The following is a 25378-nucleotide window of genomic DNA, read 5'->3' as shown; positions in this document are numbered from 1 at the left end:
GTACCCGAAACGGCGGAAGCCTACGGCTTGTCCTTGCCCCGCCGCTTCAGGTAGCGCTCAAACTCGCGCGCTATGGATTCACCGCTGGCCTCGGGCAGGTCAGCGGTGTCCTTCGCTTCCTCCAGCTGCCTTACATAGGCAGCAATCTCGGGATCCTCGGTGGCCAGTTCGTTGACGCCGCGCTCCCATGCCTCGGCCTCCTCGGCCAGCTCGTGGGTGTCCAGCGGAACCTGGAGCAGTTCCTCGATGCGGTGCAGGAGGGCCAGCTGCGCCTTGGGTGACGGGGCCTGGGCCACGTAGTGCGGCACCGCCGCCCAAAGCGAGACCGTGGGGATGCCGGCGAGCAGCGAAACCTCGGACAGCACACCGACGATGCCCACGGGCCCTTCATACTGCGAGGCCTCAAGGTTGAGCCGTTCCCGCAGCGCGCCATCGTCAGTGGACGTGCTGACCGGGATGGGGCGGCTGTGCGGCACGTCCGCCAGCAGTGCACCCACCAGGACCACGTAGTCCACATGAAGCGCTTCGGCGTGAACCAGCAGTTCCGCTGTATACGCGCGCCACTTATAGGACGGTTCGGTGCCCTGGATGAAAATCACATCCACATTGGTGCCGGGAGCGCTGGCCTTGTAGATCCGCGTGGAGGGCCACTTGATTTTGCGTTCACCGGACGCCGTGCGGCGCACGGTGGGCCGGGTGAACTGGAAGTCGTAGTACTCGTCGGCGTCGATGGACGCGACCTTCTTCCCGCCCCACAGCTTGTTCAGGTAACGGAGCGCATCACTGGCGGCTTCCCCCGCGTCATTCCAGCCCTCGAACGCAGCCAGCATCACAGTAATGCGCTGACCCTCGGGAACAGGCTGCAGCAGCTGCTCCGTCTCAGGCGCGGTGCCCGGTTCGTTGGTATCTCCGTCAAAGCTGTTCATCCCTTCACCCTACGTCCACAAGTGTTGCTGTTGCATAGAACGAACCGCCGAAGATCCGGACAAACCCCCCTCTCCGCCGTGCGGGGACGGGGAAATTCGCCGACGGCGTACGGCCAGGGCCCGCGGCAGGGCGCCGCCGGGCGGCCCGGTACAGTGGAATGCATGGAATCCGCCGCCACTCAGCCCTTGCTCAAAGCCGTTTTATGGGACATGGACGGCACCATCGTTGACACCGAACCGTACTGGATCGAAGCCGAACACAACCTTGTTGAGGCCTACGGGGGGACGTGGTCGCACGAGCAGGCCATGCAGCTCGTGGGGCAATCACTGGTCCACTCGGCCGGCATCCTCCAGCGCGCCGGCGTGCGGCTGGAGATCCGCGAGATCATCGACACGCTGACGGCCCAGGTGATCAGCCGCGTCCGGGAAAACGTGCCGTGGCGCCCAGGGGCCCGGGAGCTGCTGGATGAACTTTTCAGCGCCGGCGTGCGTTGTGCCCTTGTGACCATGTCAGAGGCACCGCTGGCCCGCGAAATTGTGGCGAGCCTTCCCCGGCCTTACTTCGAGTTCCTCATTACCGGCGACACGGTAACCCACGGCAAACCGCACCCGGAGGCTTACCTCAAGGCTGTGGACCTGCTCAAGCAGCAGGACCCTGAGCTCACCGTCGACCACTGCGTGGCGCTGGAGGACTCGGCGCCGGGCGTCGCCGCTGCCGTGGCATCCGGAGCGGTGACCGTCGCAATCCCGCACATCGTGCCGCTGCCGGACGACGTCCGCCGGTTCACGTGGGACACCCTCACGGACCGCAGTGTGGCCGAACTCGAGGAGCTGGTGAGGCTCCGCCTCGGCTCGCGCGAGCCGGCGGCAACCTTCGAAAACGTTAACTAAGGAGCCGGAACGTGTCTGATCCCGCGGGATCCGGTCAGCAGCCCCAGAGCGTGCAGACCAGGAACAGCCGGCGCGAGGGCATCCCGCTCGGCAGGATCGCCGGCATTCCCATCGTCCTGGCCTACTCCTGGTTCATCATCGCCGCCTTCACGGTGATCGTATACGGACCCGTGCTGCAGCACGGTACCCCGTCGCTGGGCATCGGGGCGTACTACGTGGCGTTCGCCTACGCCGTCCTGCTCCTGCTGTCGGTCCTCGTCCATGAACTGGCGCACGCGCTGACGGCCAAGATCTACGGCTGGCCCAGCGAGAAAATCGTGCTCAACCTCTGGGGCGGCCACACCCAGTTTGAAAGCTTCACCGCAACCCCCGGGCGGTCCGTGCTGGTTGCCATGGCCGGGCCCGCCGCCAACTTCGTGCTCGCAGGTGCAGCGTGGCTGGTGATCTCCGCGGGCGGGCTGTCCGGCGTGGCGGACACCCTCCTGAACATCTTCTTCTGGGCCAACCTTGTGATCGGTATCTTCAACGTGCTGCCCGGGCTGCCGCTGGACGGCGGCCGCCTGGTGGAATCCGCGGTCTGGAAGGCCACCGGCAGCCACGCCAAAGGCACGGTCGCCGCGGGCTGGGGCGGCCGAATCATCGTCATCGCCCTGGGCCTGTACTTCATTGTCCGGCCGCTGCTCAGCGGAGACGTCCCGGACACCAGCATGCTGCTCATCACCATCCTGGTCGGCGGCTTCCTCTGGATGGGCGCGTCAGCCTCAATCCAGCAGGGCCGCCTGCGCAGCCGGCTCCACCTGGTGAGCGCCGCCGCGCTGGCCGAACCCGCCGTCGGCCTCTCCGAGACAGTCAGCGTCGGCGACGTCCTGAACGTGTCGGCAGGCGGTCAGACCGCCGTGGTGCTCTGCGCTCCGGACGGCAGGCCTAGCAGCGTGGTGGACCCCGCCGCACTGGCCGCGGTGCCCGTCGCCATGGCCGGCACCACCCCCGCCGGAGCGGTGGCCTACCCGCTCGGCGCCGGTGCCTACGTACCGGAATGGTCCAAAGGGCAGGAGCTGCTCCAGTACCTGGCGCAGCTTGAGGGACACGATTATGCGGTGGTTGACCACAACGGGCGGGTCACCGGCCTGCTGCGCCAATCCACCGTGGTGACGGCCATAACAGGCAAGGCCTCCCGCTAAACACTCGCCGGCGCGGCCGGAACCGGTAGAGTTACGTGCCGGTCGTGAAATCGGCAGCGGGTGCACGGCGCCCTGCCCGACCGCCACGGTGCACGCCAAAACAGCTTTCACAGGAGCGAGGACACAGTCATGAGCAGCGAATCTGCCGCCAACGGAACCAGCACGGGCCTTCCTTCCGGCACTGCAGCCGGAACGGCGGACCAGCCGGTGGGTGCTGCCCGGCGGCGGGGCCCCTTCCGCGAAGGCGAACGGGTCCAGCTGACGGACGAGCGCGGGCGAATGAACACCATCAGCCTCGAGGCCGGCGGAGCGTTCCACACCCACCGGGGCTTCCTCAACCACGATGACATCATCGGCAAGGTGGACGGCTCGGTAGTGGTGAACAACGTCGGCCAGCAGTACCAGACGCTCCGCCCGCTGCTGTCCGACTTCGTCCTGTCCATGCCCCGCGGCGCCGCCGTGGTCTACCCGAAGGACGCCGGCCAGATCATCACCATGGCTGACATCTTCCCGGGCGCCCGCGTCGTGGAGGCGGGCGTGGGCTCAGGTGCGCTCTCCATCTCGCTGCTGCGTGCGGTGGGGGACCAGGGCTACCTGCATTCCTTCGAACGCCGCGAGGAATTCGCCGCCATCGCCCGCGGCAACGTGGAGACCATCTTCGGCGGCCCGCACCCGGCCTGGCAGATCTCCATCGGCGACTTCCAGGAGGAAGTGGTCCGTGCCGAAGAGCCCGGGTCCATCGACCGTGTGGTCCTCGACATGCTGGCACCCTGGGAATGCCTCGACGCCGTGGCCACCGTCCTGGCCCCCGGCGGCGTGTGGATCAACTACGTCGCCACCGTCACCCAGCTTTCCCGCACGGCGGAAGCCATCCGCGCCGACGGCCGCTTCACCGAGCCGGACGCCTGGGAATCCATGGTCCGCGGCTGGCACCTCGAAGGGCTGGCCGTCCGCCCCGACCACCGCATGGTTGCCCACACCGGCTTCCTGCTGGTCACGCGGCGGCTCGCTGACGGCGTTACGGGCATCTCCGTGAAGCGGCGCCCGTCCAAGACCGAGTTCAACGAAGAGGACGTCAACGCCTGGACACCGGGCGCCGTCGGGGAGCGCCTCGTCTCCGACAAGAAGCTCCGCCGGGCAGCGCGGGACGCGATCGCCGGCACCAACGTCAAGGACGACCCGGAGATCACAAACTAGTCCGTATTTCGGATGTCGTCGGCTCTACCAGCCAACTTGGGGCTATGGTCTTAAGAGAAGCGTAGGAAGGGGCTGATGCATCATGGAGACGCCAAACAATGACTCCGTGCCTACGCCGGCTGAGCAGGCTGGCGCCAACGAACTGTCTGTCGCGGACCGGCAGGTCAATATCCTCAGGGACAAACTGAGGCATATCGACCGCCAACTGGCCGCTGCCACGCAGAACAACTCCAAGCTCGTGGCAATGCTGGAAACTGCCAAGGCCGAAATACTCCGGCTGAAGAATGCCCTCGACCAGGAGGGGCAGCCGCCGTACAGTTTCGGCACCATCCTCCAGCTGAACCCGCGGCGCCAGGCCGCCGGCAACGGCCAGGCAGCCACCGAGGAATCGGTGGACATCTTCAACGCCGGGCGCAAAATGCGCGTTGGCGTCAGCCCGCTGGTCAACATCAACCAGCTGGCGGTCGGCCAGGAGGTCCTCCTCAACGAGGCTCTCCTGGTGGTGGCCGGCCTGGGTTACGAGCGTGCGGGCGAACTCGTCACGCTCAAGGAGATGCTCGGCCCGGACCGCGCTTTGGTGCTGGGCCGTGCCGATGAGGAGCGCGTCATCCGGCTCGCTGGCCCGCTGCTGAGCGAGAAGCTGCGCGTGGGCGATGCCCTGTCCATTGATTCCCGCACCGGGTACGCCCTCGAAAAGGTCCCGCGGTCCGAGGTGGAGAACCTCGTCCTGGAGGAAGTCCCGGACATCACCTACGAGGACATCGGCGGCCTCGGCCCGCAGATCGAACAGATCCGGGACGCCATCGAATTGCCGTTCCTGCACCCTGACCTCTACCGCGAACACGGGCTCAAGGCACCCAAGGGCATCCTGCTGTACGGGCCTCCGGGCTGCGGCAAGACCCTCATCGCGAAGGCCGTGGCGAACTCTTTGGCCGCCCGCGCCGCGGAACGCTCGGGCAACATCGACCTCAAGAGCTACTTCCTGAACATCAAGGGACCCGAGCTCCTGGACAAGTACGTCGGCGAAACCGAACGCCACATCCGGCTGATCTTCTCCCGGGCCCGCGAAAAAGCCTCGGACGGCAGCCCCGTAGTGGTTTTCTTCGACGAGATGGATTCGCTTTTCCGCACCCGCGGCACGGGCATCTCCTCCGACGTCGAAACGACGATTGTGCCGCAGCTGCTGAGCGAGATCGACGGGGTGGAGCGGCTGGACAACGTCATTGTCATCGGTGCCTCCAACCGCGAGGACATGATCGACCCCGCCATCCTGCGCCCCGGCCGCCTCGACGTGAAGGTCAAGATCCAGCGCCCCGACGCCGAGGCCGCGGCGGACATCTTCCGGAAGTACATCACCCCGGACCTGCCGTTCCACGAGGATGACCTGGTGGAACACGACGGCGATGTGCTGGCCACCGTCGACGCCATGGTCCAGCGGACCGTGGAGTCGATGTACTCAACGGAGAAATCCAACGAGTTCCTGGAAGTCACCTACGCCAACGGCGACACCGAGATGCTGTACTTCAAGGACTTCAACTCCGGGGCCGTGGTGCAGAACGTTGTAGACCGTGCCAAGAAGTACGCCATCAAGGACCTCCTGACCACCCAGCAGAAGGGCCTGCGCATCGACCACCTGCTGCGCGCCGTCGTCGATGAGTTCCGCGAGCATGAGGACATGCCCAACACCACCAATCCGGATGACTGGGCACGCATCTCCGGCAAGAAGGGTGAGCGCATCACCTACATCCGCACCATCGTCCAGGGCAAGGCCGGTCAGGAGCCCGGCAAATCCATCGAGACCATGCCCAACACGGGCCAGTACCTGTGACGGCCGGCTCCGAATCGGCGCTGGGAGGTGGCCTGCCGGCCGGCGGCGCCATGCGGGTCATGGGGTCGGAAACCGAATACGGGATTCACGCGCCGGCCGCACCGGGCGCCAATGCCACCATGATGTCCGCCCGGGTGGTCCAGGCCTACGCCCAGGTCACGCGGCTCAGGGCTGCCGGCGGCGCTGAAACCCGCTGGGACTACACGGACGAGGAGCCGCTGCACGACGCCCGCGGCTGGACCCTCGAACGCGGCCAGGCCCATCCGAGCCAGCTGACGGACCAGCCGCCCGTGCTGGACGCCGAGGCCGTGGCGCTTGCCTACGGCCGGGAAGAGCTCGAGCTCGACGGCGAGGACGAATCGGGCTCGCTGCTGATGAACATGGTGCTCGGCAACGGGGCCCGGCTCTACGTCGACCACGCCCACCCTGAGTACTCCAGCCCGGAGGTCACCAACCCCGCGGCGGCAGTCGCCTGGGACGCAGCCGGGGACCTCGTGGGCCTGGCTGCGGTCCGCAGGCTGGCAAGCGACACGGAACTTCCCGCCGTCAACCTCTACAAGAACAACACCGACAACAAGTCCGTGTCCTATGGGTCGCACGAAAACTACCTGATGCCGCGGTCCGTGCCGTTCGGCGACATTGTCCGCGGGCTGACCCCCTTCTTCGTGTCGCGGCAGATCATCTGCGGCTCGGGGCGGGTGGGCATGGGCCAGGACAGCTCCCGGCCCGGCTACCAGATCAGCCAGCGGGCGGACTTCTTCGAGGCGGAGGTGGGCCTTGAGACCACCATCCGGCGCCCCATCATCAACACCCGCGACGAGCCCCATGCCACGGCAGACAAGTACCGGCGGCTGCACGTCATCATCGGCGACGCCAACCTGAGCCAGGTATCCAACTACCTGAAGTTCGGGACCACCGCCATGGTGCTGAGCCTGATCGAGGCGGGCCTCGCGCCGCGGATTGAGGTCCACGAGCCCGTGGGCGCACTGCAGGCCATCAGCCACGACACCACCCTCACCACCAGGATCAGGCTCCTGGACGGCCGCCGGGTAACGGCCCTGGACCTGCAGTGGATGTACCACGAGGCCGCTGCCAAGCTCGCCCAGGACACGGGTGTCTCGGACGCCGTTGACGGCGACGGCCACACCCATGCCGTGCTGGAGCGGTGGGCCACCACCCTGACCCAGTTGGACAGCGACCGGGCCGCTGCCGCCACGTCGGTGGAGTGGCTGGCCAAACTGTCCATCCTGGAGGGCTACCGCCAACGCGACGGGCTCCAGTGGGATGACGCCCGGCTCGGACTGGTGGATCTGCAGTGGGCCGACCTTCGGCCCGAGAAGGGTCTCTACTACCGCCTGCTGTCACGCAACCGGATGCAGCGAATCGTGGACGACGCCGACATCGCAGCAGCGGTGACGGAACCGCCGTCGGACACCCGCGCGTACTTCCGCGGACGCTGCGTCAGCAGCTTCAGCAAGGACGTCGTGGGGGCCAGCTGGGACTCGGTGATCTTCGACGTACCGGGATACGGAAGACTGCAGCGCGTCCCCACCCGGGAGCCGCTGCGCGGCACGAAGGCGCTGACCGGGGGGCTGTTTTCCAGGCACCGCGAGGCAGGACCGTTCCTTGCAGAACTGCTCGGATCGGCACCGGCTCCGCCACAGGCATAATGCACCCCGCAGAGGCCCTTTGCGTGGCAATATGGGCATACAGGATGTCCCTCCGTAATGGGGGACTGGATGAAGGAGAAGGACATGGCAGGCCAGGAGCAGCAGCAGCCGCAGCCACGCGACACCGAGGTCGAGGAAGAGGTCCCCGCACCGCCGGAGCCCGCAGAAGGCCAGGCATCCGCCTCGACACAGGGTGTTGACGATCTCCTCGACGAGATCGACGGCGTCCTGGAGTCCAACGCGGAGGAATTCGTCCGGGCGTTCGTCCAAAAGGGCGGCCAGTAGACCGGCAGCGACACCACCCGCACCGGGCACGGAGGCCAGAGGTACCGGACAGCCGCTGAAGTATCACGTTGAAGGAGTGCACCAGTGCAGGAGACAACAGCCAACAAGGTAGCCGCCCACTCGACGTCGTCGTTCACTGAGCATCTCCAACGCGACCGTCCGGAACTGCTTCCCCAATACACACCATTCGCGTCGGGCACGCCCGCCGGCCAGCCCCTCGGCGTGCCCCACGCCACCACCATCGTGGCCATGACCTACGCGGGCGGCATCGTGATGGCCGGCGACCGCCGGGCCACCATGGGCAACATCATCGCCAGCCGGCACATCGAAAAAGTCTTTCCCGCCGACCAGTATTCGGTCCTCGGAATCGCCGGCACGGCAGGCATCGCAATCGACCTTACCCGCCTGTTCCAGGTGGAGCTCGAGCACTACGAGAAGATCGAGGGCACCCTCCTGAGCCTGGACGGCAAGGCAAACCGGCTCGGCGCCATGATCCGGGGCAACCTGCCGATGGCGCTGCAGGGCCTCGCCGTGGTCCCGCTCTTCGCGGGCTTCGACACTGCCGCCGGCATAGGCAGGCTCTTCTCCTATGACGTGACCGGCGGCCGCTACGAGGAACAGGAACACCACGCCGTGGGCTCCGGATCCATGTTCGCCCGCGGCGCCCTCAAGAAGCTCTGGCGGCCGAACCTGCCCGAGGACGAAGCGATCGCCGTGGCCGTCGAATCCCTGTACGACGCAGCCGACGACGACTCCGCCACCGGCGGTCCCGACCCCGTGCGGCAGCTCTGGCCCGTGGTGTACGCCGTCAACCGGGCCGGAGCCCGGCGGGTATCCGAACGGGAACTCGCAACCATGGCCGGAAACATCATCGAGTCCAGGGCAGCTGCCCGCAGGGAGGCCTGATATGACACAGCAGTTCTATGTCTCTCCCGAGCAGCTGATGAAGGACCGTGCGGATTTCGCACGGAAAGGCATCGCCCGCGGCCGGTCCGTGATCGTGATCAGCTGCGAGGACGGGATTGCGCTCGTGGCGGAGAACCCGTCACCGTCGCTGCATAAGATCGGCGAGATCTACGACAAGATCGCCTTCGCCGCCGTCGGGAAGTACAACGAGTTTGAGAGCCTGCGCCAGGCCGGGGTGCGCTACGCCGACGTCCGCGGCTATTCCTACGACCGCGAGGACGTCACGGCCAGGGGACTGGCCAGCGTCTACGCCCAGAGCCTTGGCGCCGTCTTCACCGCGGAGCAGAAGCCCTTCGAGGTGGAACTGGCCGTGGCGGAAGTCGGAGCCAGCCAGGACCTCGACCACCTCTACCGCCTCACGTTCGACGGCTCGATCGCGGACGAGCACAACTTCATTGTGATGGGCGGCCAGGCGGACAAGGTATCCGGGGCGGTCGAGGGCGGCTGGCAGCGCGACCTCTCGTTCGCTGCGGCGATCCGGCTCGCCGTCAAGGGACTCGTGACGGACAACGAGACACCCGACCTGCCGGCCAAGGCCCTGGAGGTGGCGGTGCTGGACCGAAGTTCGGAAAGCAACAGGGGGACGCGGAGGGCTTTCCGCAGACTGTCCGACCAGGACGTGGTGGAACTGCTGGCTGAGGAGAGCTGACATGGACAAGAGGATCTTCGGCATTGAAACCGAATTCGGGATTTCCTATTCGAGCCCGGATTCCCGCCCCCTCGCCCCGGAGGAAGTGGCCCGCTACCTGTTCCGCAAGGTGGTGAGCTGGGGACGGTCCTCCAATGTTTTCCTCACCAACGGGTCCCGCCTGTACCTCGACGTGGGCTCGCATCCGGAATACGCAACCGCGGAATGCGACGACCTTGCCCAGCTGATCGCCCATGACCGGGCCGGGGAGCTTATCCTGGACGACCTCGTGGACGAGGCCCAGTCCAGGCTGGCTGCCGAAGGCTTCAACGGGACGGTGTACCTGTTCAAGAACAACACCGACTCCGCCGGCAACTCCTACGGCAGCCACGAGAACTACCTCATTCCCCGCCGCGGCGAGTTCACCCGGCTGGCCGAGATCCTCATCCCGTTCCTCGTCACGCGCCAGCTCATCGCCGGTGCCGGCAAGATCCTGAAGACGCCGCACGGAGCCACCTACGCTTTTTCGCAGCGGGCGGACCACATCTGGGAGGGCGTGTCATCCGCCACCACCCGCTCCCGGCCCATCATCAACACCCGCGACGAGCCGCATGCCGACGCCGAGTTCTACCGCCGCCTGCACGTGATCGTCGGCGACTCCAACATGTCCGAGACCACGGCGCTGCTCAAGGTGGGCACCGTGGACCTCATCCTGCGGATGATCGAGGCCGGCGTGATCATGCGGGACATGCGGATGGAAAACCCCATCCGCAGCATCCGCGAGATCTCCCATGACCTAAGCGGCCGCGCGCTTGTCCGGCTCGCCAACGGCCGCCAGCTCACCGCGCTGGAGATCCAGCAGGAGTACCTGAGCAAAGTCACGGCGTTCGTCGAGGAAAACGGAGCCCACAACCCGCACGTCCCGCTGATCCTGGACCTGTGGGGGCGGACGCTGCGGGCCATCGAAAGCGGCGACTCCAGCACCATCGACACCGAAATCGACTGGGCGATCAAGAAAAAACTGATGGACAGCTACCGCAGGCGCCACGGCCTGGGCCTGGACGCGCCCCGGATCGCGCAGCTGGACCTGACCTACCACGACATCTCCCGTTCCCGCGGCCTGTACTACCTGCTGCAGGCACGCGGGGCAGTGCGCCGCGTGACGGAGGAGACGGCCATCAAGGACGCCGTGGACGCCCCGCCGCAGACCACCCGGGCCAAACTGCGTGGCGACTTCGTCCGCAAGGCACAGGAGCTGGGCCGCGACTACACCGTGGACTGGGTCCATCTGAAGCTCAACGACCGCGCGCACCAGACCATTTTGTGCAAGGACCCGTTCCGCAACGAGGACGAACGGGTGGATGCGCTTCTGGACTCTATGGGCTGATACCCAGCTTTCCGCGTTACTCTGGAAGAGGCCGTTCTGCGGTCCTGACTGCCTTGCCGTGTCCAGCATCCCGGCAGGGCATCCATCTTGCCCCGACGAAAGTTCTTACGTGCGCCGACTACTAGCAATCCTTCTTCCCGCGCTGCTTCTGCTGACCGCCTGCGGTGGCCAGGAGCCCGCAGCCCCGGAACCGACCAGCCAGTCCGCGGGTGAGACCGCCAAGCTCGACTCGCTCAAGCTGACGGACAAGGGGGACAAGAAAGCCCCGGGCGTCGAGTTCACCAAGCCCCTCGAGGTTGCCGAACCCACTGTCAAGGTTGTCACCGAAGGCGGCGGGGACCGCGTGAAGGCCAACCAGATCGCCGAGATTTCCGTTCTTGCCCTCAATGCCAAGGACGGCTCCACGCTGGACGACAGCTTCCCCCGTGATCCCGAGCCCCTTGAACTGAACGAGGAGCTCAAGACCGGCAGCGCGATCGTCTACAACGCGTTTGTTGGCGCCAAGGTGGGCTCCCAGCTCGCCCTCGCCATCCCGGGCAAGGCAGCGGCAGAAGGCCAGGCTGCCCAGCCGACCCAGCTTCTGATCATCAAGGTGCTCTCCGCCAAGGAGGCCGCGAAGGTTCTCGACAAGCCTGAAGGCGACCCGGTCACCCCGCCCGCCGGCCTGCCGACCGTCACCGAGAAGGATGGCGTCCCGGAGCTCTCGGTGAAGGGCGTCGCAGCCCCGAAGAAGCTCATCGCCCAGGACCTGATCAAAGGCAAGGGCGCCGCCGTTAAGGCCACGGACACCCTGACCGTGAACTACGTCGGTGTGGCCCTGGCCAGCGGCAAGAAGTTCGACTCCAGCTTTGACCGCAAGCAGACGGCAGAGTTCGCGCTGAACCAGGTCATCAAGGGCTGGACCCAGGGCCTGACCGGAAAGACGGTCGGCTCCCGCGTCCTGCTCGTCATCCCCAAGGATCTGGCCTACGGCGACTCCGGCCAGGGTGACGCGAAGGGTGACCTCGCGTTCGTCGTCGATATCCTGGGTGCTAAGTAAACCCAGGCTTGAAGCAACACCCCGAATACCCAAGTTCCCATAAGCAGAAGGAGCAACCATGTCATTTGGCCAGCGCAAGCTCGACCGTGAAAAGCCGGAAATCGACTTCCCCGAAGGCCCGGTGCCCACGGAACTCGTCATCACGGACATCATTGAGGGCGAGGGTCCCGAGGCCAAGGCGGGCGACACCGTGTCCACACACTACGTCGGCGTGGCCTGGTCCACCGGCGAAGAGTTCGACGCCTCGTGGGGCCGCGGCGCCCCGCTGGACTTCCGTGTCGGCGTCGGCCAGGTCATCCAGGGCTGGGACCAGGGTCTGCTCGGCATGAAGGTCGGCGGCCGCCGCCGCCTGGAGATCCCCTCGGAGCTGGCTTACGGCTCACGCGGTGCCGGCGGAGCCATCGGCCCGAACGAGGCTCTGATCTTCGTCGTGGACCTGGTGGGCGTCCGCTGATCGCGGGTTTTCCGCCGGAAGCACACTAACTGCGCAAGCGCGGTAACAATCGGAAGGATTTTCCGGATTGTTGCCGCGCTTTCGCGTTTTTGCCGGAACGGCTTTAGTAACGTAACGAGGGTGTCCGCCCAACGTACTGAACGCCTGCTGAACCTCCTGATCGCACTGCTGAACTCAAGGTACGGCCTGCGGCGCAGTGAGCTGCGGGAGAAAATCTACGCCGGCGGTGCGGCCAGCGACGCCGCCTTTGGCCGCATGTTCGAACGCGACAAGAACGATCTGCGCGACTTCGGCTTCGACGTCGAGACGGTCACGGACCTGGGCTGGAGTTCGGACGATCCGGGCACCACCCGGTACCGGATCGGCAAGGAATCCAACCGCCTGCCGGATGTGGAGCTGACCCCGGACGAATGGACGGTCCTGCTGCTGGCTTCGCAGCTCTGGGAGCAGGCGGCGCTGGGTACGGCGGCGAGCAACGCCCTCCGCAAGCTCCAGGCGGCGGGCGGCCTGGCCGACGTCGAACTTCCGGCCGGCGTGCAGCCGCGCATCAAACCGGCCGGCCAGGCGTTCGAGGACCTGGTGGCCGCCATGCACGCCCAGCACGCTGTCCGCTTCCGCTACCTGGCCGGCAGCACGGGCCGGGAAGAGGAACGCACCGTTGAACCCTGGGGCCTGGGCAGCCGCTTCGGCCAGTGGTACCTCGTCGGTTTCGACCGGGGCCGCGGTGCCAAGCGCTTCTTCCGGCTGTCGCGCTTCACGTCGGCAGTCACCATTCTGGAGCGGGAAGCCTTCACGCCGCCTGCCGGCTTCAACATGCGTGCCCAGCTGGACAGCCTTCCGGAGCTTCCGGTCAGCGCCGCCGTCGTGGATGTCCGCAGCGGCAAGCTGCTGGGACTGCGCAAGCGTGCCGCCGGAGCCGCCGCTTCCGCGGATGTGGATCCGGACGCCGCCGAGGTCACGGAGACCGACGCCGGCTGGGACCGGCTTACCGTTCCCTATCGCGACGCCGAGGTGCTGGGAGAAGAACTGGCCTCCTACGGGCCGCACGTCAGGGTGGTGGCCCCGGCAGAGCTGTCCGCTGCCGTGCAGCGCCGCCTTGCGAATGCCGCCGCCTTCATCGACGCTCCGGCGCCGTCGTATTCGTTCGGACATGCCGGTACGGGAAAGCGGACCCGCAAGCGCACGTCCGAGGACCAGCTCAGGAGGATGCTGCAGCTGGTGCCGTTCCTGGTCCGCAACCAGGGCCTTCCCATCGAGGAGGTCGCCGACAGGTTCGGCGTGACCCGCCAGGAGCTCGAAGACGATCTGCTGATCCTGATCTGCTCGGGCCTGCCGCAGGGCTACCCGGACGAGCTGCTGGACATCCAGTGGGAGGAAGGCCACGTTTTCATCAGCCAGTCCATGGAGCTGAACCGGCCTGTCCGATTCACCGTGGACGAGGCCTGCGCGCTGCTCACCGGCCTCGAGACCCTGAACGGCCTGCCGGAACTGGCCGAGGGGAGTGCCTTGGAATCGGTGACGCTCAAGCTGATGGCCGCCGCGGGGGAGGAGGGGCTCCGCGCCGCCGCCCTGTCCGGACCGGAAGTGGGACCCGGCAACTCAGCCAACCTGGAGGTCATCCGCGACGCGATTGAATCAGGGTCCCAGCTGCACCTCGTCTATCTTTCCGCGCAGAAGGACACCCTGTCGGAGCGGGACGTGGATCCGCTCCGGCTCTACTCCCTGGACAACACCTGGTACTTCGAGGCCTACTGCCATTCGGCGGCCGGCCTCCGGAATTTCCGGCTGGACCGGATCGAGGACCTCACCCCGACCGGCAAGCCGGCCTCGTCCGGGATACAGCCCGACGGCGGGTTCCCGGCAAAGCTGTTCACCCCCAACGACGACGACACTCTGGTCACCGTCCAGCTCACCGCCCGCGGCGCCGGTCTCGCGGACGACTACTATGCCGAGCGGACAGCGCCGCTGCCGGACGGCGGCCTGGTGGCCGAAATCCGGTTCGGCAACACGGCATGGCTGCCCATGTTCGTGGCCCAGCACGGCGGGACGGCACGGATCCTGGAACCGGAGGCGCTTGCTCAAGCCTCGCGTGAATGGATCGGGGCGGCCCTGGCCCAGTACAAGGACTAGCCAGTACGCCAGTTAGACTACTCAGCATGCCTTGGTGGTCCTGGATCCTTATTTGGGTGGCGCTTGTGTCGCTGTCGCTGCTGTTCTTCGTGCTCATGGGTGTCCGACTGTTCCGCCAGTTCATGGCGACGGTCAAGGAGCTCGGTGAAGCGGGGGACAAACTCACCCGCCTTCCCGTTCCTGCGACAGCGTCCGCAGGTGCCATGGAGGCGGCACCCGATTCCGACGTCATCGGGGTTGCACCGGGAACCGCCCCTTTTGCCTCGCCGCACCAGATGCGCCATGATTACCACGCCTCCAAGGAGGCCCGCAGGGAAGCCCGGCGCCAGCGCAGGGTCCGCCGGAAGGCCGAACGGGGCCAGCCCCAGTCGCTGCGCGACATCGAATTCAGATAAACGTAGGATGTTACTAAACGAAAGGAACACCCACCATGAGGCTTGAAGGCTGGCATCTCATCATCATCATCGTCCTGGCTTTGGTGCTCTTCGCGGCACCGAAGCTGCCCGGCATGGCCCGGAGCCTCGGCCAGTCGATGCGCATTTTCAAGTCGGAAGTCCGCGAAATGAAGAAGGACGGGGCCCCGGAAGCCAAGGACGGCTCAGATCCCGTCGAAGGCACCGTCGTGAACCACCCGCGGTCCGCCACGACGGACAACCGTCCTGCCGACGGAAACGACGTTCCGCCCCCCAACCGCGCCTAAGATCACGTGGCACTAACCATGAGTCGTCGCTCCAATCCTGAGGGACGGATGGCTCTGCTGGACCATCTGCGCGAACTCAGGAACAGGCTGTTCAAGTCCGCCATTGCCGTTGTGCTCGCCACCGTTGCGGGCTTCATGGTCTACCAGCCCATGCTCGCGGCCCTGATCAAACCGATCCGGGACCTCAACGAAAGCCAGGGCCGGCAGGCGTCGCTCAACTTCGACGGCGTGGCGAGCTCCTTCGACCTCATGATCCAGGTGTCCGTCTTCCTCGGTGTCATCCTGGCCAGCCCCGTCTGGCTGTACCAGCTCTGGGCGTTTATCGTCCCCGGGCTGCACAAGAAGGAGCGCCGGCTGGCGCTGTCCTTCGTGGCGGCCGCGGTGCCGCTCTTCGTCGGCGGCGTGACGATGGCATGGCTCGTCCTGCCCAACGCCGTCCGGGTCCTCACCGACTTCACGCCCTCCGGCGGGTCCAACTTCATCAGCGCGCAGGTCTACCTGTCCTTCGTGCTGCGGCTGCTGCTCGCCTTCGGCATTGCCTTCCTGCTCCCGGTTGTCCTGGTGGGACTGAACCTCGCCGGAATCCTCCGCGGGGAACAGCTCATCAAGAGCTGGCGCATCACCGTGTTCCTTGTCTGCCTCTTCGCGGCCATGGCCGCCCCCGGCGGCGACGCGATGAGCATGTTCTACCTTGCCGGCCCCATGCTCCTGCTCTTCTTCCTGGCCATCGGCCTGTGCGTCCTGAATGACCGCCGTCGTGCGCGCCGGGCAGTGAAGCGGGCCGCTGAGACCGAGGCCACAGCCGATGTCGCGACTCCGAGCAGTGAGCTGAAGAATCTCTAGGTGCGCCCCCGCTAGGCTTGAGGCATGTCCACCACCACTCCGTCGCCTTCCGAACGGTACCGCGCCAGCGCCGAACGGGCCGCGGAAGCAAAGACCCATTTGGGCGCATTCGCCCGCACACTCAGCTTTGAACTGGACGACTTCCAGCGGCAGGCGTGCAAGTCCCTCCAGGAAGGCCGCGGGGTGCTGGTTGCCGCGCCCACCGGGGCCGGCAAGACCATCGTGGGCGAGTTCGCCGTTTACCTGGCGCTGCAGCGCGGACTGAAGGCGTTCTACACCACGCCCATCAAGGCGCTCAGCAACCAGAAATTCACCGAGCTGACGGAGAAATACGGCGACGCGAACGTCGGGCTCCTGACCGGTGACACCAGCATCAACGGCGACGCGCCCGTGGTGGTCATGACCACCGAGGTCCTGCGCAACATGCTGTACGCCGACTCCGACACCCTGTTCGACCTGGGCTTTGTGGTCATGGATGAGGTCCACTACCTGGCCGACCGCTTCCGCGGTGCGGTCTGGGAGGAAGTCATCATCCACCTGCCCAGCGAGGTGCAGGTGGCGTCCCTCAGCGCCACGGTCTCCAACGCGGAGGAGTTCGGCGCCTGGCTGGACACCGTCCGCGGCGACACCGACGTAATCGTCTCCGAACACCGTCCCGTGCCGCTCTGGCAGCACGTCATGGTGGGCAGGGACATCGTGGATCTATTCGCCGGCGAGACCACCTTTGACGAAATCGCCCCGGCCGGCAGCCCGGCAGCGGCCGCCGCCCTGCCGCTGGCCCCAACACCAGCCGACGCCGGCCAGCGGGGATTCGAGGTCAACCCGGAACTGCTGACCCTTTCGAGGGCTGAAAGCCAGCTCAACTTCCAGGGCCGCTTCGGCCACGGCGGCCGGAGCCAGCGGCGGCAACAGCGCCAGCGCTATGGTGACAAGCCCCAGCAGGAGACCCGGAGCGCCGTGCGGCGGGCCAGCCGGCCGCAGGTCATCGCCAGCCTTGACCGGCAGGACCTGCTGCCCGCCATCACCTTCATCTTTTCCCGGGCCGGCTGTGACGCCGCCGTCGCACAGTGCGTAGCGTCCGGGCTGTGGCTCACCACGGAGCGGGAGCAGGGCATCATCGCCCAGCGGGTGGACGAGGCCGGCCAGGACATTCCGACCGACGACCTCGAAGTGCTGGGCTTCTGGAGCTGGCGGGAGGGGCTCCTGCGCGGCATCGCAGCCCACCATGCCGGCATGCTTCCCACCTTCAAGGAAGTGGTTGAGAAGCTTTTTGCGGACGGCCTCGTGAAGGCGGTGTTCGCCACCGAGACGCTGGCCCTCGGGGTCAACATGCCGGCCCGTTCCGTGGTGCTGGAGAAGCTGGACAAGTTCAACGGCGAAGCCCACGTGGACATCACGGCAGGGGAGTACACCCAGCTCACCGGCAGGGCGGGCCGGCGCGGCATCGACGTCGAAGGCCATGCCGTGGTCCTGTGGCAGCCCGGGACGGACCCTGCAGCGGTGGCCGGCCTGGCCTCCCGCCGGACGTATCCGCTGAATTCCAGCTTCCAGCCCACGTACAACATGAGCATCAACCTGCTCGCCCAGTTCGGCCGGCCCAGGGCCAGGGAAATCCTGGAGTCCTCCTTCGCCCAGTTCCAGGCTGACCGGTCGGTGGTCGGCCTGGCCCGTCAGGTCCGCAGCCGCGAGGAGTCGCTGGCCGGCTATGCAAAATCGATGACCTGCCATCTTGGCGACTTCACCGAGTACGCCCGGCTGCGGCGGGAACTGTCCGACGCCGAGAATTTCAGTTCGCGGAGCAAATCACGGGCCCGCAAGTCGCTCAACGAGGACTCCCTGAGCCGTCTGCTGCCGGGCGACGTTGTGGATGTCCCGGCAGGCAGGGCCCCCGGATTTGCCGTGGTGCTGAGCTCGGACCACAGCTCCCGCGAGCCGAGGCCCGCGGTGCTGACGCTGGAAAGCCAGCTGCGCCGTATCGGAGTCGATGACCTGGAGGGCCCTATTGCGCCGCTGACCCGGATCAGGATCCCCAAGTCATTCAACGCGAAGGTTCCCAAGTCGCGGCGGGACCTGGCCTCCTCCGTCCGGAACGCCCTGCGGGAGAACCGGCCGCCGGCCAGGGGAAACAGCCGCAACAACGACTTCGGGCTTGGCTCCGCGCTGCAAAACCAGGAAAAGAAGATCGCCGACCTGCGGCGTGCCCTACGGGCCCACCCGTGCCACGGCTGCAGCGAACGCGAGGACCATGCCAGGTGGTCCGAACGCTGGTGGAAGCTGCGCAAGGAAACCGACGGTCTGGTCCGCCAGATCCAGGGACGCACCAACACCATCGCCAAGACGTTCGACCGGGTGTGCGATGTCCTGTCGGCCTACGGTTACCTCGAGTCCACCGAGGACGGACAGCACCGCATTAGCACCGACGGCCAGCGGCTGCGCCGGATCTACGGCGAGAAGGACCTGCTGATTTCGCAGGCCCTGCGGCAGGGGGCGTTCGATGACCTCGACGCTGTGGAGGTGGCCGCGTTCGCCAGTGTGCTGGTGTACCAGGCCAAGCGCGAGGACCGCGGCCTGCGTCCCCGCATGCCCAGCGTTTCCCTCGAGACCGCCGTGGATATCGTGGTCCGCGAGTGGTCTGCGCTGGAGGACGTGGAGGAGCAGAACAAGCTCCCGCTCACCGGCGAACCGGAACTGGGACTAATCTGGCCGATGTACAAGTGGGCCCGCGGCCGCCACCTGCAGGACGTGCTCAGCGGCACGGACCTGGCCGCCGGCGACTTCGTCCGGTGGGTCAAGCAGGTGATCGACCTGCTGGACCAGCTGGCCAAGATCCCCGGCCTCGATCCCCGGCTGGCCCGGCTCTGCGCCGAGGCCATCAAGCTGATCAGGCGGGGCGTCGTGGCCTACTCCACTGTGGGCTGACTCCCAGCACCCTGGCCCCGCCTCCGCACTGAACGTTTCCGTACCAAACACTTCCGTACCCAACACCCCGTTTGAACTCTCCAAGGAGCGCCTCCATGGCCGATGCCCCCGCCCGCCCGCAGGAAGGAACCGGACCGTCAAAGGTCACGCTGTACCGCAACGGTTCCGTCTACACCGCGGCTGATCCCTTCGCCACGGCCATGCTGGTGGACGGCGGCACCATCGCGTGGGTCGGCTCGGAACAGGCTGCCACCTCGATCGCCGACAACTCCATGGATATCATCGATCTCCGCGGCGCCCTCGTCGCTCCCGGATTTGTCGACTCCCACGCCCACCTGACCGAGACCGGCATTGCGCTCGACTCACTGCAGCTCGGCGGCGTGCGGTCGGCCCGCGAACTGCTGGACGCCGTTGCGGCCTCGGGCGGGGAAGGCGCCGTGCTGGGTCATGGCTGGGATGAGTCGCTCTGGGACGATCCCACCCTCCCGGACGCCGGAGAGCTGGAGCGGGCTGCCGCCGGCCGTCCGGTGTACCTTTCCCGGGTTGATGTTCATTCGGCCCTTGTCTCGCCGTCACTCGTGGCCAGTGCCGGGCTGGCGGGACTGGACGGCTACGCGCCGGGCGGCCATGTCCGGCGCGAGGCCCACACTGCCGCCCGGCAGGCCACCCGCCGCCTATCAACCGCCGCGCTGCAGGACTACCAGCGTCGTGCCCTGGACGAGGCTGCGGCCAACGGGTATGTGGCACTGGCCGAGATGGGTGCACCAAGAATCAGCAGCTTCGACGACCTGCGGCTGGCGGCGGGATGGAACGACGCGGCAGGCACGCGCCCGGCCCCCGAGGTGCTGCCGTACTGGGGACAATTGACGACGACGGCGGCCGACGCCGAGGCGCTCCTCGCTGAGCTTGGGGTCCGGGTCCGCGGATTTGCCGGGGACCTGAACATCGACGGGTCAATCGGCTCCCGCACGGCATCCCTGCGGGAACCCTACACGGACGCACCCGGGGAGACCGGGACAACGTACCTGTCCGTGGCTGAGGCGGCCGCGCACCTTGCGGCCTGTTCGCTTCTGGGCATCCAGGGCGGCTTCCACGTCATAGGAGACGCCGGCCTCGATGCGGCCCTGCAGGCCCTAGAGGAGGCAGCCGCTGAGGTGGGGGAGCAACGGGTCCGGGCGGCCGGGCACCGCTTCGAGCACGTTGAAATGGCCGACGCCGACGCCATCGCGCGCCTGGCGAAGTACTCAGTGACCGTCAGCGCACAGCCAGCCTTCGACGCCGCGTGGGGTGGCCAGGGCCGGCTCTATGAGCGGCGCCTCGGATCCCGCAGCCAGGGCATGAACCCGTTCGCCTCGTTCTATTCGGCCGGCGTCCCCATCTGCTTCGGCAGCGACACCCCCGTGACGCCGCTCCGTCCCTGGTCCAGCGTCCGGTCGTGCCTCGAGCACCACGACGCCGACCAGCGGATCTCCGCCCGGGCGGCCTTCCTCGGCCACACGCGGGCCGGCTGGCGTGCCGCCCGCTACGAAAACCCCATGGCGGGCCAGCTGGTACCGGGCGCACCGGCATCCTTCGCCGTCTGGGAAGTGGATGAGCTCATGGTTCAGGTGGCGGACACCAGGGTGCAGTCCTGGAGCACGGATCCCCGGGCCCGCACACCGCTGCTGCCCGCCCTGGACACCGGCACGGATCCCCGGTGCCTGCAGACCGTGCGGGACGGGCTGGAGCTGTTCTCGACAGAAGCCCTCCGGGGCTGATCTTCGCCGGGCTTAATTCGGCGACACATAGTGTCCGGCCGTGCCGGGATTCCCTCCCGGAAAAGGGCTCTGACCTGCGGCGATAGGTGAACGGGCAGGTCAGGGGGCTGTTGACAGCCCCCAGCCAGTCCGTAGCATTGAGCTTCCGGGGGCGGGTCCGAAGCGCAGCAGAAAACAGTTCCTCCATCCGCTTATCGCGGCATCAGGAACTGGCCCGTAGCGCAAGGACCCGCCCGTGGCGGAGCCGGATCCCTGCTGCGCGGACAGATGCGCTGTGCGGGGCCCGTATAATAGGGAGTTGCGCTTTGCGAGCCGGCGTTCCCGCCGGGCTCCCCGCGTGCTGACCGCTCCCATCCAGGAAAGGCCTCCCTGTGCGTGTCCTCACCATCATCCCCACCTACAACGAGCTGGAGTCGCTTCCAAAGACTCTGGGACGACTCCGCGCCGCCGTGCCGGCTTCCGACGTCCTCGTTGTTGACGACAACAGCCCGGACGGCACCGGGCAACTGGCGGACAGCATCGCCGCCGGGGACAACCAGGTCCACGTCCTGCACCGGAAGGGCAAGGAAGGCCTGGGCGCCGCCTACATCGCGGGCTTCAGGTGGGGACTGGACGCCGGCTACGACGTTCTGGTGGAGATGGACGCCGACGGCTCGCACCAGCCCGAACAGCTGCCCTCCCTGCTGGAGGCCGTGGACCAGGGCGCCGACCTCGCCATGGGTTCCCGCTGGGTGAAGGGCGGAAGCGTCGTGAACTGGCCCCTGTACCGGCAGGCCATCTCCCGGACCGGCAGCACGTACGCGCGCATCATGCTCGGCCTCAAGATCAAGGACGTGACCGGCGGTTACCGCGCATTCCGTCGCACCACGCTGGAGAAGCTGAACCTGGACCAGGTCGATTCCGTCGGCTACGGATTCCAGGTGGACCTGGCATGGCGCGTCGCGAAGATGGGCCTGAATATCGTGGAGCGGCCCATCACCTTCGTGGAGCGGGAACTCGGCGCTTCCAAGATGAGCGGCAACATTGTGGTTGAGGCCATGATCAACGTGACGAAGTGGGGCCTGACCGCCCGCTGGAAGAAGCTGACGGGCAAGAGCCCGCGCGACTAACTGGCACCCCGCGCGACTGACTGGCACCGAGACTAGCCGGCACCGCGGCCAGTTGGCACAAAGAACCAGGCTGATACGCAAAAGGCCGGATCCGCTGCATCCATGGATGCAGCGGATCCGGCCTTTTGGCTGTCGCGCCTGCCTGCCAGCTAGCAGCGGCTAGGCTGAGCGCCGTTCGCCACGACGCTCGCGCAGAATGGTGAGGCGGTCTTCGAGGATCTGCTCCAGCTCGGGAAGCGAGCGGCGTTCCAGCAGCATGTCCCAGTGCGTACGGACTGCCTTTTCGTTGCTGGTGTCCGGGCGTTCGCCATCAACGAGCAGCGCTTCCTTGCCGGTCTTGGAAACCCAGACAGGGGGAATTTCGGCTTCGGAGGAAAAGGTTACAAAAACCTGTTCGCCGTCCTCGCACCGGTACTCAACCCGCTGACGCGGAGCCGGCTCCACGCCGGATTCCGTCTCCATGCTTTGGGCGCCAAGACGCATGCCTCGCAGGCTGCGATCGCTCATGATTTCTCCCTCTAATCGGTTCGCGGAGCGGACTCCGCGCTAGCCGGAAGCCCTGGTTAGGGCGCCTCCGGACTACGGTGTGGTTCACGTAGCATCACTAGGTGAAACGCTTCGCCAAGCTTTGTTGTTCCGCACGGACTGATCCGGCCGGACAAATATCCCATTATACGGATTCCGGCGGGGCGCAGCAATCCGGCGGCATGCAACAGACCGGCGGGGCGCAGCAGCGCAGCCAGGTGCGCAAGACAACGGGAGGCAGGCCGCGGCGGCCTGCCTCCCGTTGTCTTGCCATGAAAGGCTGCTTTGTCTTGAAACCCTAAACCTGGGTCCGGGCTGCCGCCTCGCCGGTCTGGGCGCCGGTCTGGGCGCCGGCCTGGCCGCCGTCCTCGCCGCCGAAGAGATCGCCGGAGCGGGGATCAGGGTTGGTTCCGCCCAAGGCGCTTCCGATGCCTTTCAGTGCCTCGCCGACTTCGCTGGGAATGATCCACAGCTTGTTGGAGGAGCCCTCGGCGAGCTTCGGCAGGGTCTGCAGGTACTGGTAGGCCAGCAGCTTCTGGTCCGGGTTCCCCTTGTGGATGGCGTCGAACACCTTCTGGATGGCTTGTGCCTCACCGTCTGCGCGCAGGATGGCAGCTTTCGCGTCACCCTCGGCCTTGAGGATGGCGGCCTGCCGCTGCCCCTCGGCGGTCAGGATGGCGGACTGCTTGGTTCCCTCGGCGGTCAGGATGGCAGCGCGGCGGTCGCGTTCCGCCCTCATCTGCTTCTCCATGGAATCCTGGATGGAGTGCGGCGGATCGATGGCCTTCAGCTCCACTCGGGAGACACGAATGCCCCAGCGGCCAGTGGCTTCATCCAGGACACCGCGCAGCTGGCCGTTGATCTGGTCGCGGGACGTGAGCGCCTCTTCCAGATTCAGGCCGCCCACCACGTTACGCAGGGTGGTGGTCAGCTGCTCCACGGCCTGGATGTAGTTGGCGATCTCGTACGTGGCGGCGCGCGGGTCGGTGACCTGGAAGTAGACCACGGTGTCGATGGACACCACGAGGTTGTCCTCGGTGATCACGGGCTGCGGCGGGAAGGAGACCACCTGTTCGCGCAGGTCCAGCAGCGGCAGGAGCCGGTCGACAAAGGGGATGAGGAGCGTCAGGCCGGGATTGAGCGTGCGCTGGTACTTCCCCAGGCGTTCGACGACGCCGGCCCGGGCCTGCGGCACGATACGTACCGAGCGGACCAGCACGATGATGACGAAAATGATCAGAACCACCATCACGAACGTGAGTGCGATTCCTCCTGGGCTATCCATACTTCTCCTTGTCCCCAACTTTCAGTGAAGCTCTAACCTGGCGAAAACTCGCCGCAATCTGCTGCTCCGCCGCGGCGGGAGCAGAAACCCATGGGGGAGCCGCCTACTGGACGGCGGTCTCAGCCTGAGGTGCGACGACCGCCGTCGCGCCTTCAATGGCCGAGACGATCACGCGCTGGCCTTCGGGAAGGACGCCGGACTGCGAACGGGCGCTCCAGATGTCGCCGCCGATCTTCACGCGTCCGCCGCTGGCCGTTACCGCTTCCAGCACGAGCGCTGATTCACCGATCAGGCGGTCGATGTTGGTGCGTTGTTCCGGCGCGCCCTTGTGCAGATGCTTGAGTGTCACCGGGCGGACGAACGCGATCATGAGCAGCGAGACGACGCAGAACACCACGATCTGAAGCCACAGGTCAGCGCCGGCAAAGTCGGCCACCAGGCCGGCAAGGGCACCTCCGCCCAGCATGATGAAAAACAGGTCAAGGGTCAGCATCTCCACGGCGGCGAACACCAGGAAGAGGGTGAGCCACAGTGCCCACCAGTTTTGGCCTAGCCATTCAAACATCGCGTTCCCCCTTGATCCCGAGGGCTGCGGGGCAGACCCTCAGTGACTTTCTTCCATCGTAGACCGAAGCACGAGCGCCCGGCAGGGGAACGGCGGGCAACACAGGAACGTGGCCAAGCCGTTATGGAGCGGGGATTTCCAACGGAACGAAGATGCTGATCCGGAACCGGGCGGAGACCCTGGTGGTTTGCGGGAGGCCGGCGAGCCGGTCGGTCAGTGTGGCGCGGTCCGTGTGGTGGCCGGCGGGGCCCATAAGCGCAAGGTTGGCAACGTCCTCCGGGGAAAGCGACAGTTCCACGTCGATGTCCTGTGCCGACAGCGGCGAGAAGCGGCCCGCGAGCGCCTCGGCCAAACGCTCGTCCTTGTCAGGGTCGATGCCCAGCATGCCCGCCTGGCGGGCAATTTCCCCGAGGTGTCCGGCGCGCGGCGTCACTACGATAAGCCTGCCGGAGGGTTTGAGGACGCGGGCGAACTCGGCAGCGTTGCGGGGCGCGAACACCACGGTGACGACGTCGACGGCGGCGTCATGCAGGGGCAGCGGCTGCCAGACGTCACCCACCAGGTTGATGGCTTCCGGGTTGAGTTTGGCGGCGCGGCGCAGGGCGAACTTGGAGATGTCCAGCCCGACGGCGGCCACACCGCCCGTGCCGTCAGCCGGGGCGGCGCTGTGGTCGTCACTCTCCGGATGATGGTCGCTCTCCAGATAATCAAGGATCGCGCGCAGGTAGTGTCCCGTTCCCGTGCCGGAGTCAAGGACAGTTGGGGCTGGCCCGTTCAGGGCCGGCCCGGCTGCCTTGGCCAGCGCGTCGGCCAGGGGCCGGTAGTGACCGGCGTCGAGGAAGGCTGTCCGTGCCGCAACCATCTCCGCGGTGTCCGATTCGAAGGCGGTTCCCTTGCCCACCAGCAGGTTGAAGTACCCCTGCCGGGCGGCGTCGAAGCTGTGGCGCTCCGGGCACGCCAGCGCGCGGACCCTGCCGTTGCCGCCGTCGTGGACGGGCTGGAGTTCCTGGCGGCAGACGGGGCAAAGCAGAACGGGAAGGCGCGAGAGCATGAGGACCATCCTAGGGCAGGGTGTTTTCGGCGGCGGCCGTTC

23 protein-coding genes are annotated in these 25378 nt (G+C 66.7%); 18 read left to right on the top strand and 5 right to left on the bottom strand.

What is annotated here, in order from left to right:
• Positions 1-20 precede the first annotated feature (20 nt).
• Positions 21-926 (bottom strand): PAC2 family protein, encoded by a 906-nt coding sequence (locus ARGLB_RS11005; RefSeq protein ID WP_003802259.1) that lies wholly within the window; start codon positions 924-926, stop codon positions 21-23.
• Between the two features lie 162 nt (positions 927-1088).
• Between ARGLB_RS11005 and ARGLB_RS11000 the strand changes: the two genes are divergently transcribed.
• The 18 genes from ARGLB_RS11000 to ARGLB_RS10915 all read left to right on the top strand — a co-directional run bounded on the left by ARGLB_RS11000 (position 1089) and on the right by ARGLB_RS10915 (position 21910).
• Positions 1089-1817 (top strand): HAD family hydrolase, encoded by a 729-nt coding sequence (locus ARGLB_RS11000; RefSeq protein ID WP_003802256.1) that lies wholly within the window; start codon positions 1089-1091, stop codon positions 1815-1817.
• An 11-nt stretch (positions 1818-1828) separates the two neighbouring features.
• Complete coding sequence (locus ARGLB_RS10995) at positions 1829-2998, top strand: site-2 protease family protein (protein WP_003802254.1); 1170 nt, start codon at positions 1829-1831, stop codon at positions 2996-2998.
• A 129-nt stretch (positions 2999-3127) separates the two neighbouring features.
• On the top strand, positions 3128-4195 hold the full coding sequence (locus ARGLB_RS10990; RefSeq protein WP_003802252.1) for a tRNA (adenine-N1)-methyltransferase: 1068 nt from the start codon (positions 3128-3130) through the stop codon (positions 4193-4195).
• 82 nt (positions 4196-4277) lie between these two features.
• Positions 4278-6023: a proteasome ATPase gene (gene arc, locus ARGLB_RS10985; protein WP_003802250.1), complete on the top strand. Its 1746-nt coding sequence runs from the start codon at positions 4278-4280 to the stop codon at positions 6021-6023.
• Positions 6024-6073: 50 nt separating this feature from the next.
• Complete coding sequence (gene dop / locus ARGLB_RS10980) at positions 6074-7693, top strand: depupylase/deamidase Dop (protein WP_050934336.1); 1620 nt, start codon at positions 6074-6076, stop codon at positions 7691-7693.
• An 84-nt stretch (positions 7694-7777) separates the two neighbouring features.
• On the top strand, positions 7778-7978 hold the full coding sequence (locus ARGLB_RS10975; RefSeq protein WP_043418809.1) for a ubiquitin-like protein Pup: 201 nt from the start codon (positions 7778-7780) through the stop codon (positions 7976-7978).
• 84 nt (positions 7979-8062) lie between these two features.
• Positions 8063-8884: a proteasome subunit beta gene (gene prcB, locus ARGLB_RS10970; protein ID WP_003802243.1), complete on the top strand. Its 822-nt coding sequence runs from the start codon at positions 8063-8065 to the stop codon at positions 8882-8884.
• A gap of 1 nt (position 8885) precedes the next feature.
• Positions 8886-9593, top strand: a complete 708-nt coding sequence (prcA, locus tag ARGLB_RS10965; RefSeq protein ID WP_003802240.1) for a proteasome subunit alpha — start codon at positions 8886-8888, stop codon at positions 9591-9593.
• A 1-nt stretch (position 9594) separates the two neighbouring features.
• On the top strand, positions 9595-10959 hold the full coding sequence (pafA, locus tag ARGLB_RS10960) for a Pup--protein ligase (protein ID WP_003802237.1): 1365 nt from the start codon (positions 9595-9597) through the stop codon (positions 10957-10959).
• 109 nt (positions 10960-11068) lie between these two features.
• Entirely contained in the window at positions 11069-11998 is a 930-nt protein-coding gene (locus ARGLB_RS10955; protein WP_003802235.1) for an FKBP-type peptidyl-prolyl cis-trans isomerase, read from the top strand.
• Between the two features lie 58 nt (positions 11999-12056).
• A complete protein-coding gene (locus ARGLB_RS10950) occupies positions 12057-12452 on the top strand; it encodes an FKBP-type peptidyl-prolyl cis-trans isomerase (RefSeq protein WP_003802234.1) in 396 nt (131 codons plus the stop codon).
• Positions 12453-12572: 120 nt separating this feature from the next.
• A complete protein-coding gene (locus ARGLB_RS10945) occupies positions 12573-14582 on the top strand; it encodes a helix-turn-helix transcriptional regulator (RefSeq protein ID WP_003802232.1) in 2010 nt (669 codons plus the stop codon).
• Positions 14583-14608: 26 nt separating this feature from the next.
• Positions 14609-14977: a hypothetical protein gene (locus ARGLB_RS10940; protein WP_003802231.1), complete on the top strand. Its 369-nt coding sequence runs from the start codon at positions 14609-14611 to the stop codon at positions 14975-14977.
• Positions 14978-15012: 35 nt separating this feature from the next.
• Complete coding sequence (gene tatA / locus ARGLB_RS10935; RefSeq protein ID WP_003802229.1) at positions 15013-15282, top strand: Sec-independent protein translocase subunit TatA; 270 nt, start codon at positions 15013-15015, stop codon at positions 15280-15282.
• Between the two features lie 48 nt (positions 15283-15330).
• Entirely contained in the window at positions 15331-16125 is a 795-nt protein-coding gene (gene tatC, locus ARGLB_RS10930) for a twin-arginine translocase subunit TatC (protein WP_003802228.1), read from the top strand.
• 24 nt (positions 16126-16149) lie between these two features.
• Positions 16150-19044: a DEAD/DEAH box helicase gene (locus tag ARGLB_RS10925; RefSeq protein ID WP_003802226.1), complete on the top strand. Its 2895-nt coding sequence runs from the start codon at positions 16150-16152 to the stop codon at positions 19042-19044.
• Positions 19045-19139: 95 nt separating this feature from the next.
• Positions 19140-20801, top strand: a complete 1662-nt coding sequence (locus ARGLB_RS10920) for an amidohydrolase (protein ID WP_003802224.1) — start codon at positions 19140-19142, stop codon at positions 20799-20801.
• Between the two features lie 371 nt (positions 20802-21172).
• The gene (locus ARGLB_RS10915; RefSeq protein WP_003802223.1) at positions 21173-21910 is read left to right on the top strand and encodes a polyprenol monophosphomannose synthase; all 738 of its coding nucleotides are present in this window, start codon (positions 21173-21175) and stop codon (positions 21908-21910) included.
• A 159-nt stretch (positions 21911-22069) separates the two neighbouring features.
• Here ARGLB_RS10915 and ARGLB_RS10910 read toward each other — a convergent pair whose 3' ends face one another.
• From ARGLB_RS10910 to ARGLB_RS10895, 4 genes are all read right to left on the bottom strand, one after another.
• Entirely contained in the window at positions 22070-22417 is a 348-nt protein-coding gene (locus tag ARGLB_RS10910; protein ID WP_003802221.1) for an RNA polymerase-binding protein RbpA, read from the bottom strand.
• Positions 22418-22733: 316 nt separating this feature from the next.
• Positions 22734-23720: an SPFH domain-containing protein gene (locus ARGLB_RS10905; RefSeq protein WP_003802219.1), complete on the bottom strand. Its 987-nt coding sequence runs from the start codon at positions 23718-23720 to the stop codon at positions 22734-22736.
• 103 nt (positions 23721-23823) lie between these two features.
• The gene (locus ARGLB_RS10900) at positions 23824-24285 is read right to left on the bottom strand and encodes an NfeD family protein (RefSeq protein WP_003802216.1); all 462 of its coding nucleotides are present in this window, start codon (positions 24283-24285) and stop codon (positions 23824-23826) included.
• Between the two features lie 121 nt (positions 24286-24406).
• On the bottom strand, positions 24407-25336 hold the full coding sequence (locus ARGLB_RS10895) for a putative RNA methyltransferase (RefSeq protein ID WP_003802215.1): 930 nt from the start codon (positions 25334-25336) through the stop codon (positions 24407-24409).
• Positions 25337-25378 lie beyond the last annotated feature (42 nt).

It is taken from the genome of Arthrobacter globiformis NBRC 12137, from assembly GCF_000238915.1.
Classification (GTDB): Bacteria; Actinomycetota; Actinomycetes; order Actinomycetales; family Micrococcaceae; genus Arthrobacter; species Arthrobacter globiformis.
This window is presented reverse-complemented; position numbering and strand designations above follow the sequence as displayed.

What these genes read in the sequence shown, in the direction of transcription:
- ARGLB_RS10925 (WP_003802226.1), top strand. Translation starts at nt 16,150, where the DNA reads ATGTCCACCACCACTCCGTCGCCTTCCGAACGGTACCGCGCCAGCGCC.
- arc (WP_003802250.1), top strand. Translation starts at nt 4,278, where the DNA reads ATGGAGACGCCAAACAATGACTCCGTGCCTACGCCGGCTGAGCAGGCT.
- dop (WP_050934336.1), top strand. Translation starts at nt 6,074, where the DNA reads ATGCGGGTCATGGGGTCGGAAACCGAATACGGGATTCACGCGCCGGCC.
- ARGLB_RS11005 (WP_003802259.1), bottom strand. Translation starts at nt 926, where the DNA reads ATGAACAGCTTTGACGGAGATACCAACGAACCGGGCACCGCGCCTGAG.
- ARGLB_RS10950 (WP_003802234.1), top strand. Translation starts at nt 12,057, where the DNA reads ATGTCATTTGGCCAGCGCAAGCTCGACCGTGAAAAGCCGGAAATCGAC.
- ARGLB_RS10900 (WP_003802216.1), bottom strand. Translation starts at nt 24,285, where the DNA reads ATGTTTGAATGGCTAGGCCAAAACTGGTGGGCACTGTGGCTCACCCTC.
- ARGLB_RS10940 (WP_003802231.1), top strand. Translation starts at nt 14,609, where the DNA reads ATGCCTTGGTGGTCCTGGATCCTTATTTGGGTGGCGCTTGTGTCGCTG.
- pafA (WP_003802237.1), top strand. Translation starts at nt 9,595, where the DNA reads ATGGACAAGAGGATCTTCGGCATTGAAACCGAATTCGGGATTTCCTAT.
- tatC (WP_003802228.1), top strand. Translation starts at nt 15,331, where the DNA reads ATGGCTCTGCTGGACCATCTGCGCGAACTCAGGAACAGGCTGTTCAAG.
- tatA (WP_003802229.1), top strand. Translation starts at nt 15,013, where the DNA reads ATGAGGCTTGAAGGCTGGCATCTCATCATCATCATCGTCCTGGCTTTG.
- ARGLB_RS10990 (WP_003802252.1), top strand. Translation starts at nt 3,128, where the DNA reads ATGAGCAGCGAATCTGCCGCCAACGGAACCAGCACGGGCCTTCCTTCC.
- ARGLB_RS11000 (WP_003802256.1), top strand. Translation starts at nt 1,089, where the DNA reads ATGGAATCCGCCGCCACTCAGCCCTTGCTCAAAGCCGTTTTATGGGAC.
- ARGLB_RS10920 (WP_003802224.1), top strand. Translation starts at nt 19,140, where the DNA reads ATGGCCGATGCCCCCGCCCGCCCGCAGGAAGGAACCGGACCGTCAAAG.
- ARGLB_RS10910 (WP_003802221.1), bottom strand. Translation starts at nt 22,417, where the DNA reads ATGAGCGATCGCAGCCTGCGAGGCATGCGTCTTGGCGCCCAAAGCATG.
- ARGLB_RS10975 (WP_043418809.1), top strand. Translation starts at nt 7,778, where the DNA reads ATGGCAGGCCAGGAGCAGCAGCAGCCGCAGCCACGCGACACCGAGGTC.
- ARGLB_RS10905 (WP_003802219.1), bottom strand. Translation starts at nt 23,720, where the DNA reads ATGGATAGCCCAGGAGGAATCGCACTCACGTTCGTGATGGTGGTTCTG.
- prcA (WP_003802240.1), top strand. Translation starts at nt 8,886, where the DNA reads ATGACACAGCAGTTCTATGTCTCTCCCGAGCAGCTGATGAAGGACCGT.
- ARGLB_RS10895 (WP_003802215.1), bottom strand. Translation starts at nt 25,336, where the DNA reads ATGCTCTCGCGCCTTCCCGTTCTGCTTTGCCCCGTCTGCCGCCAGGAA.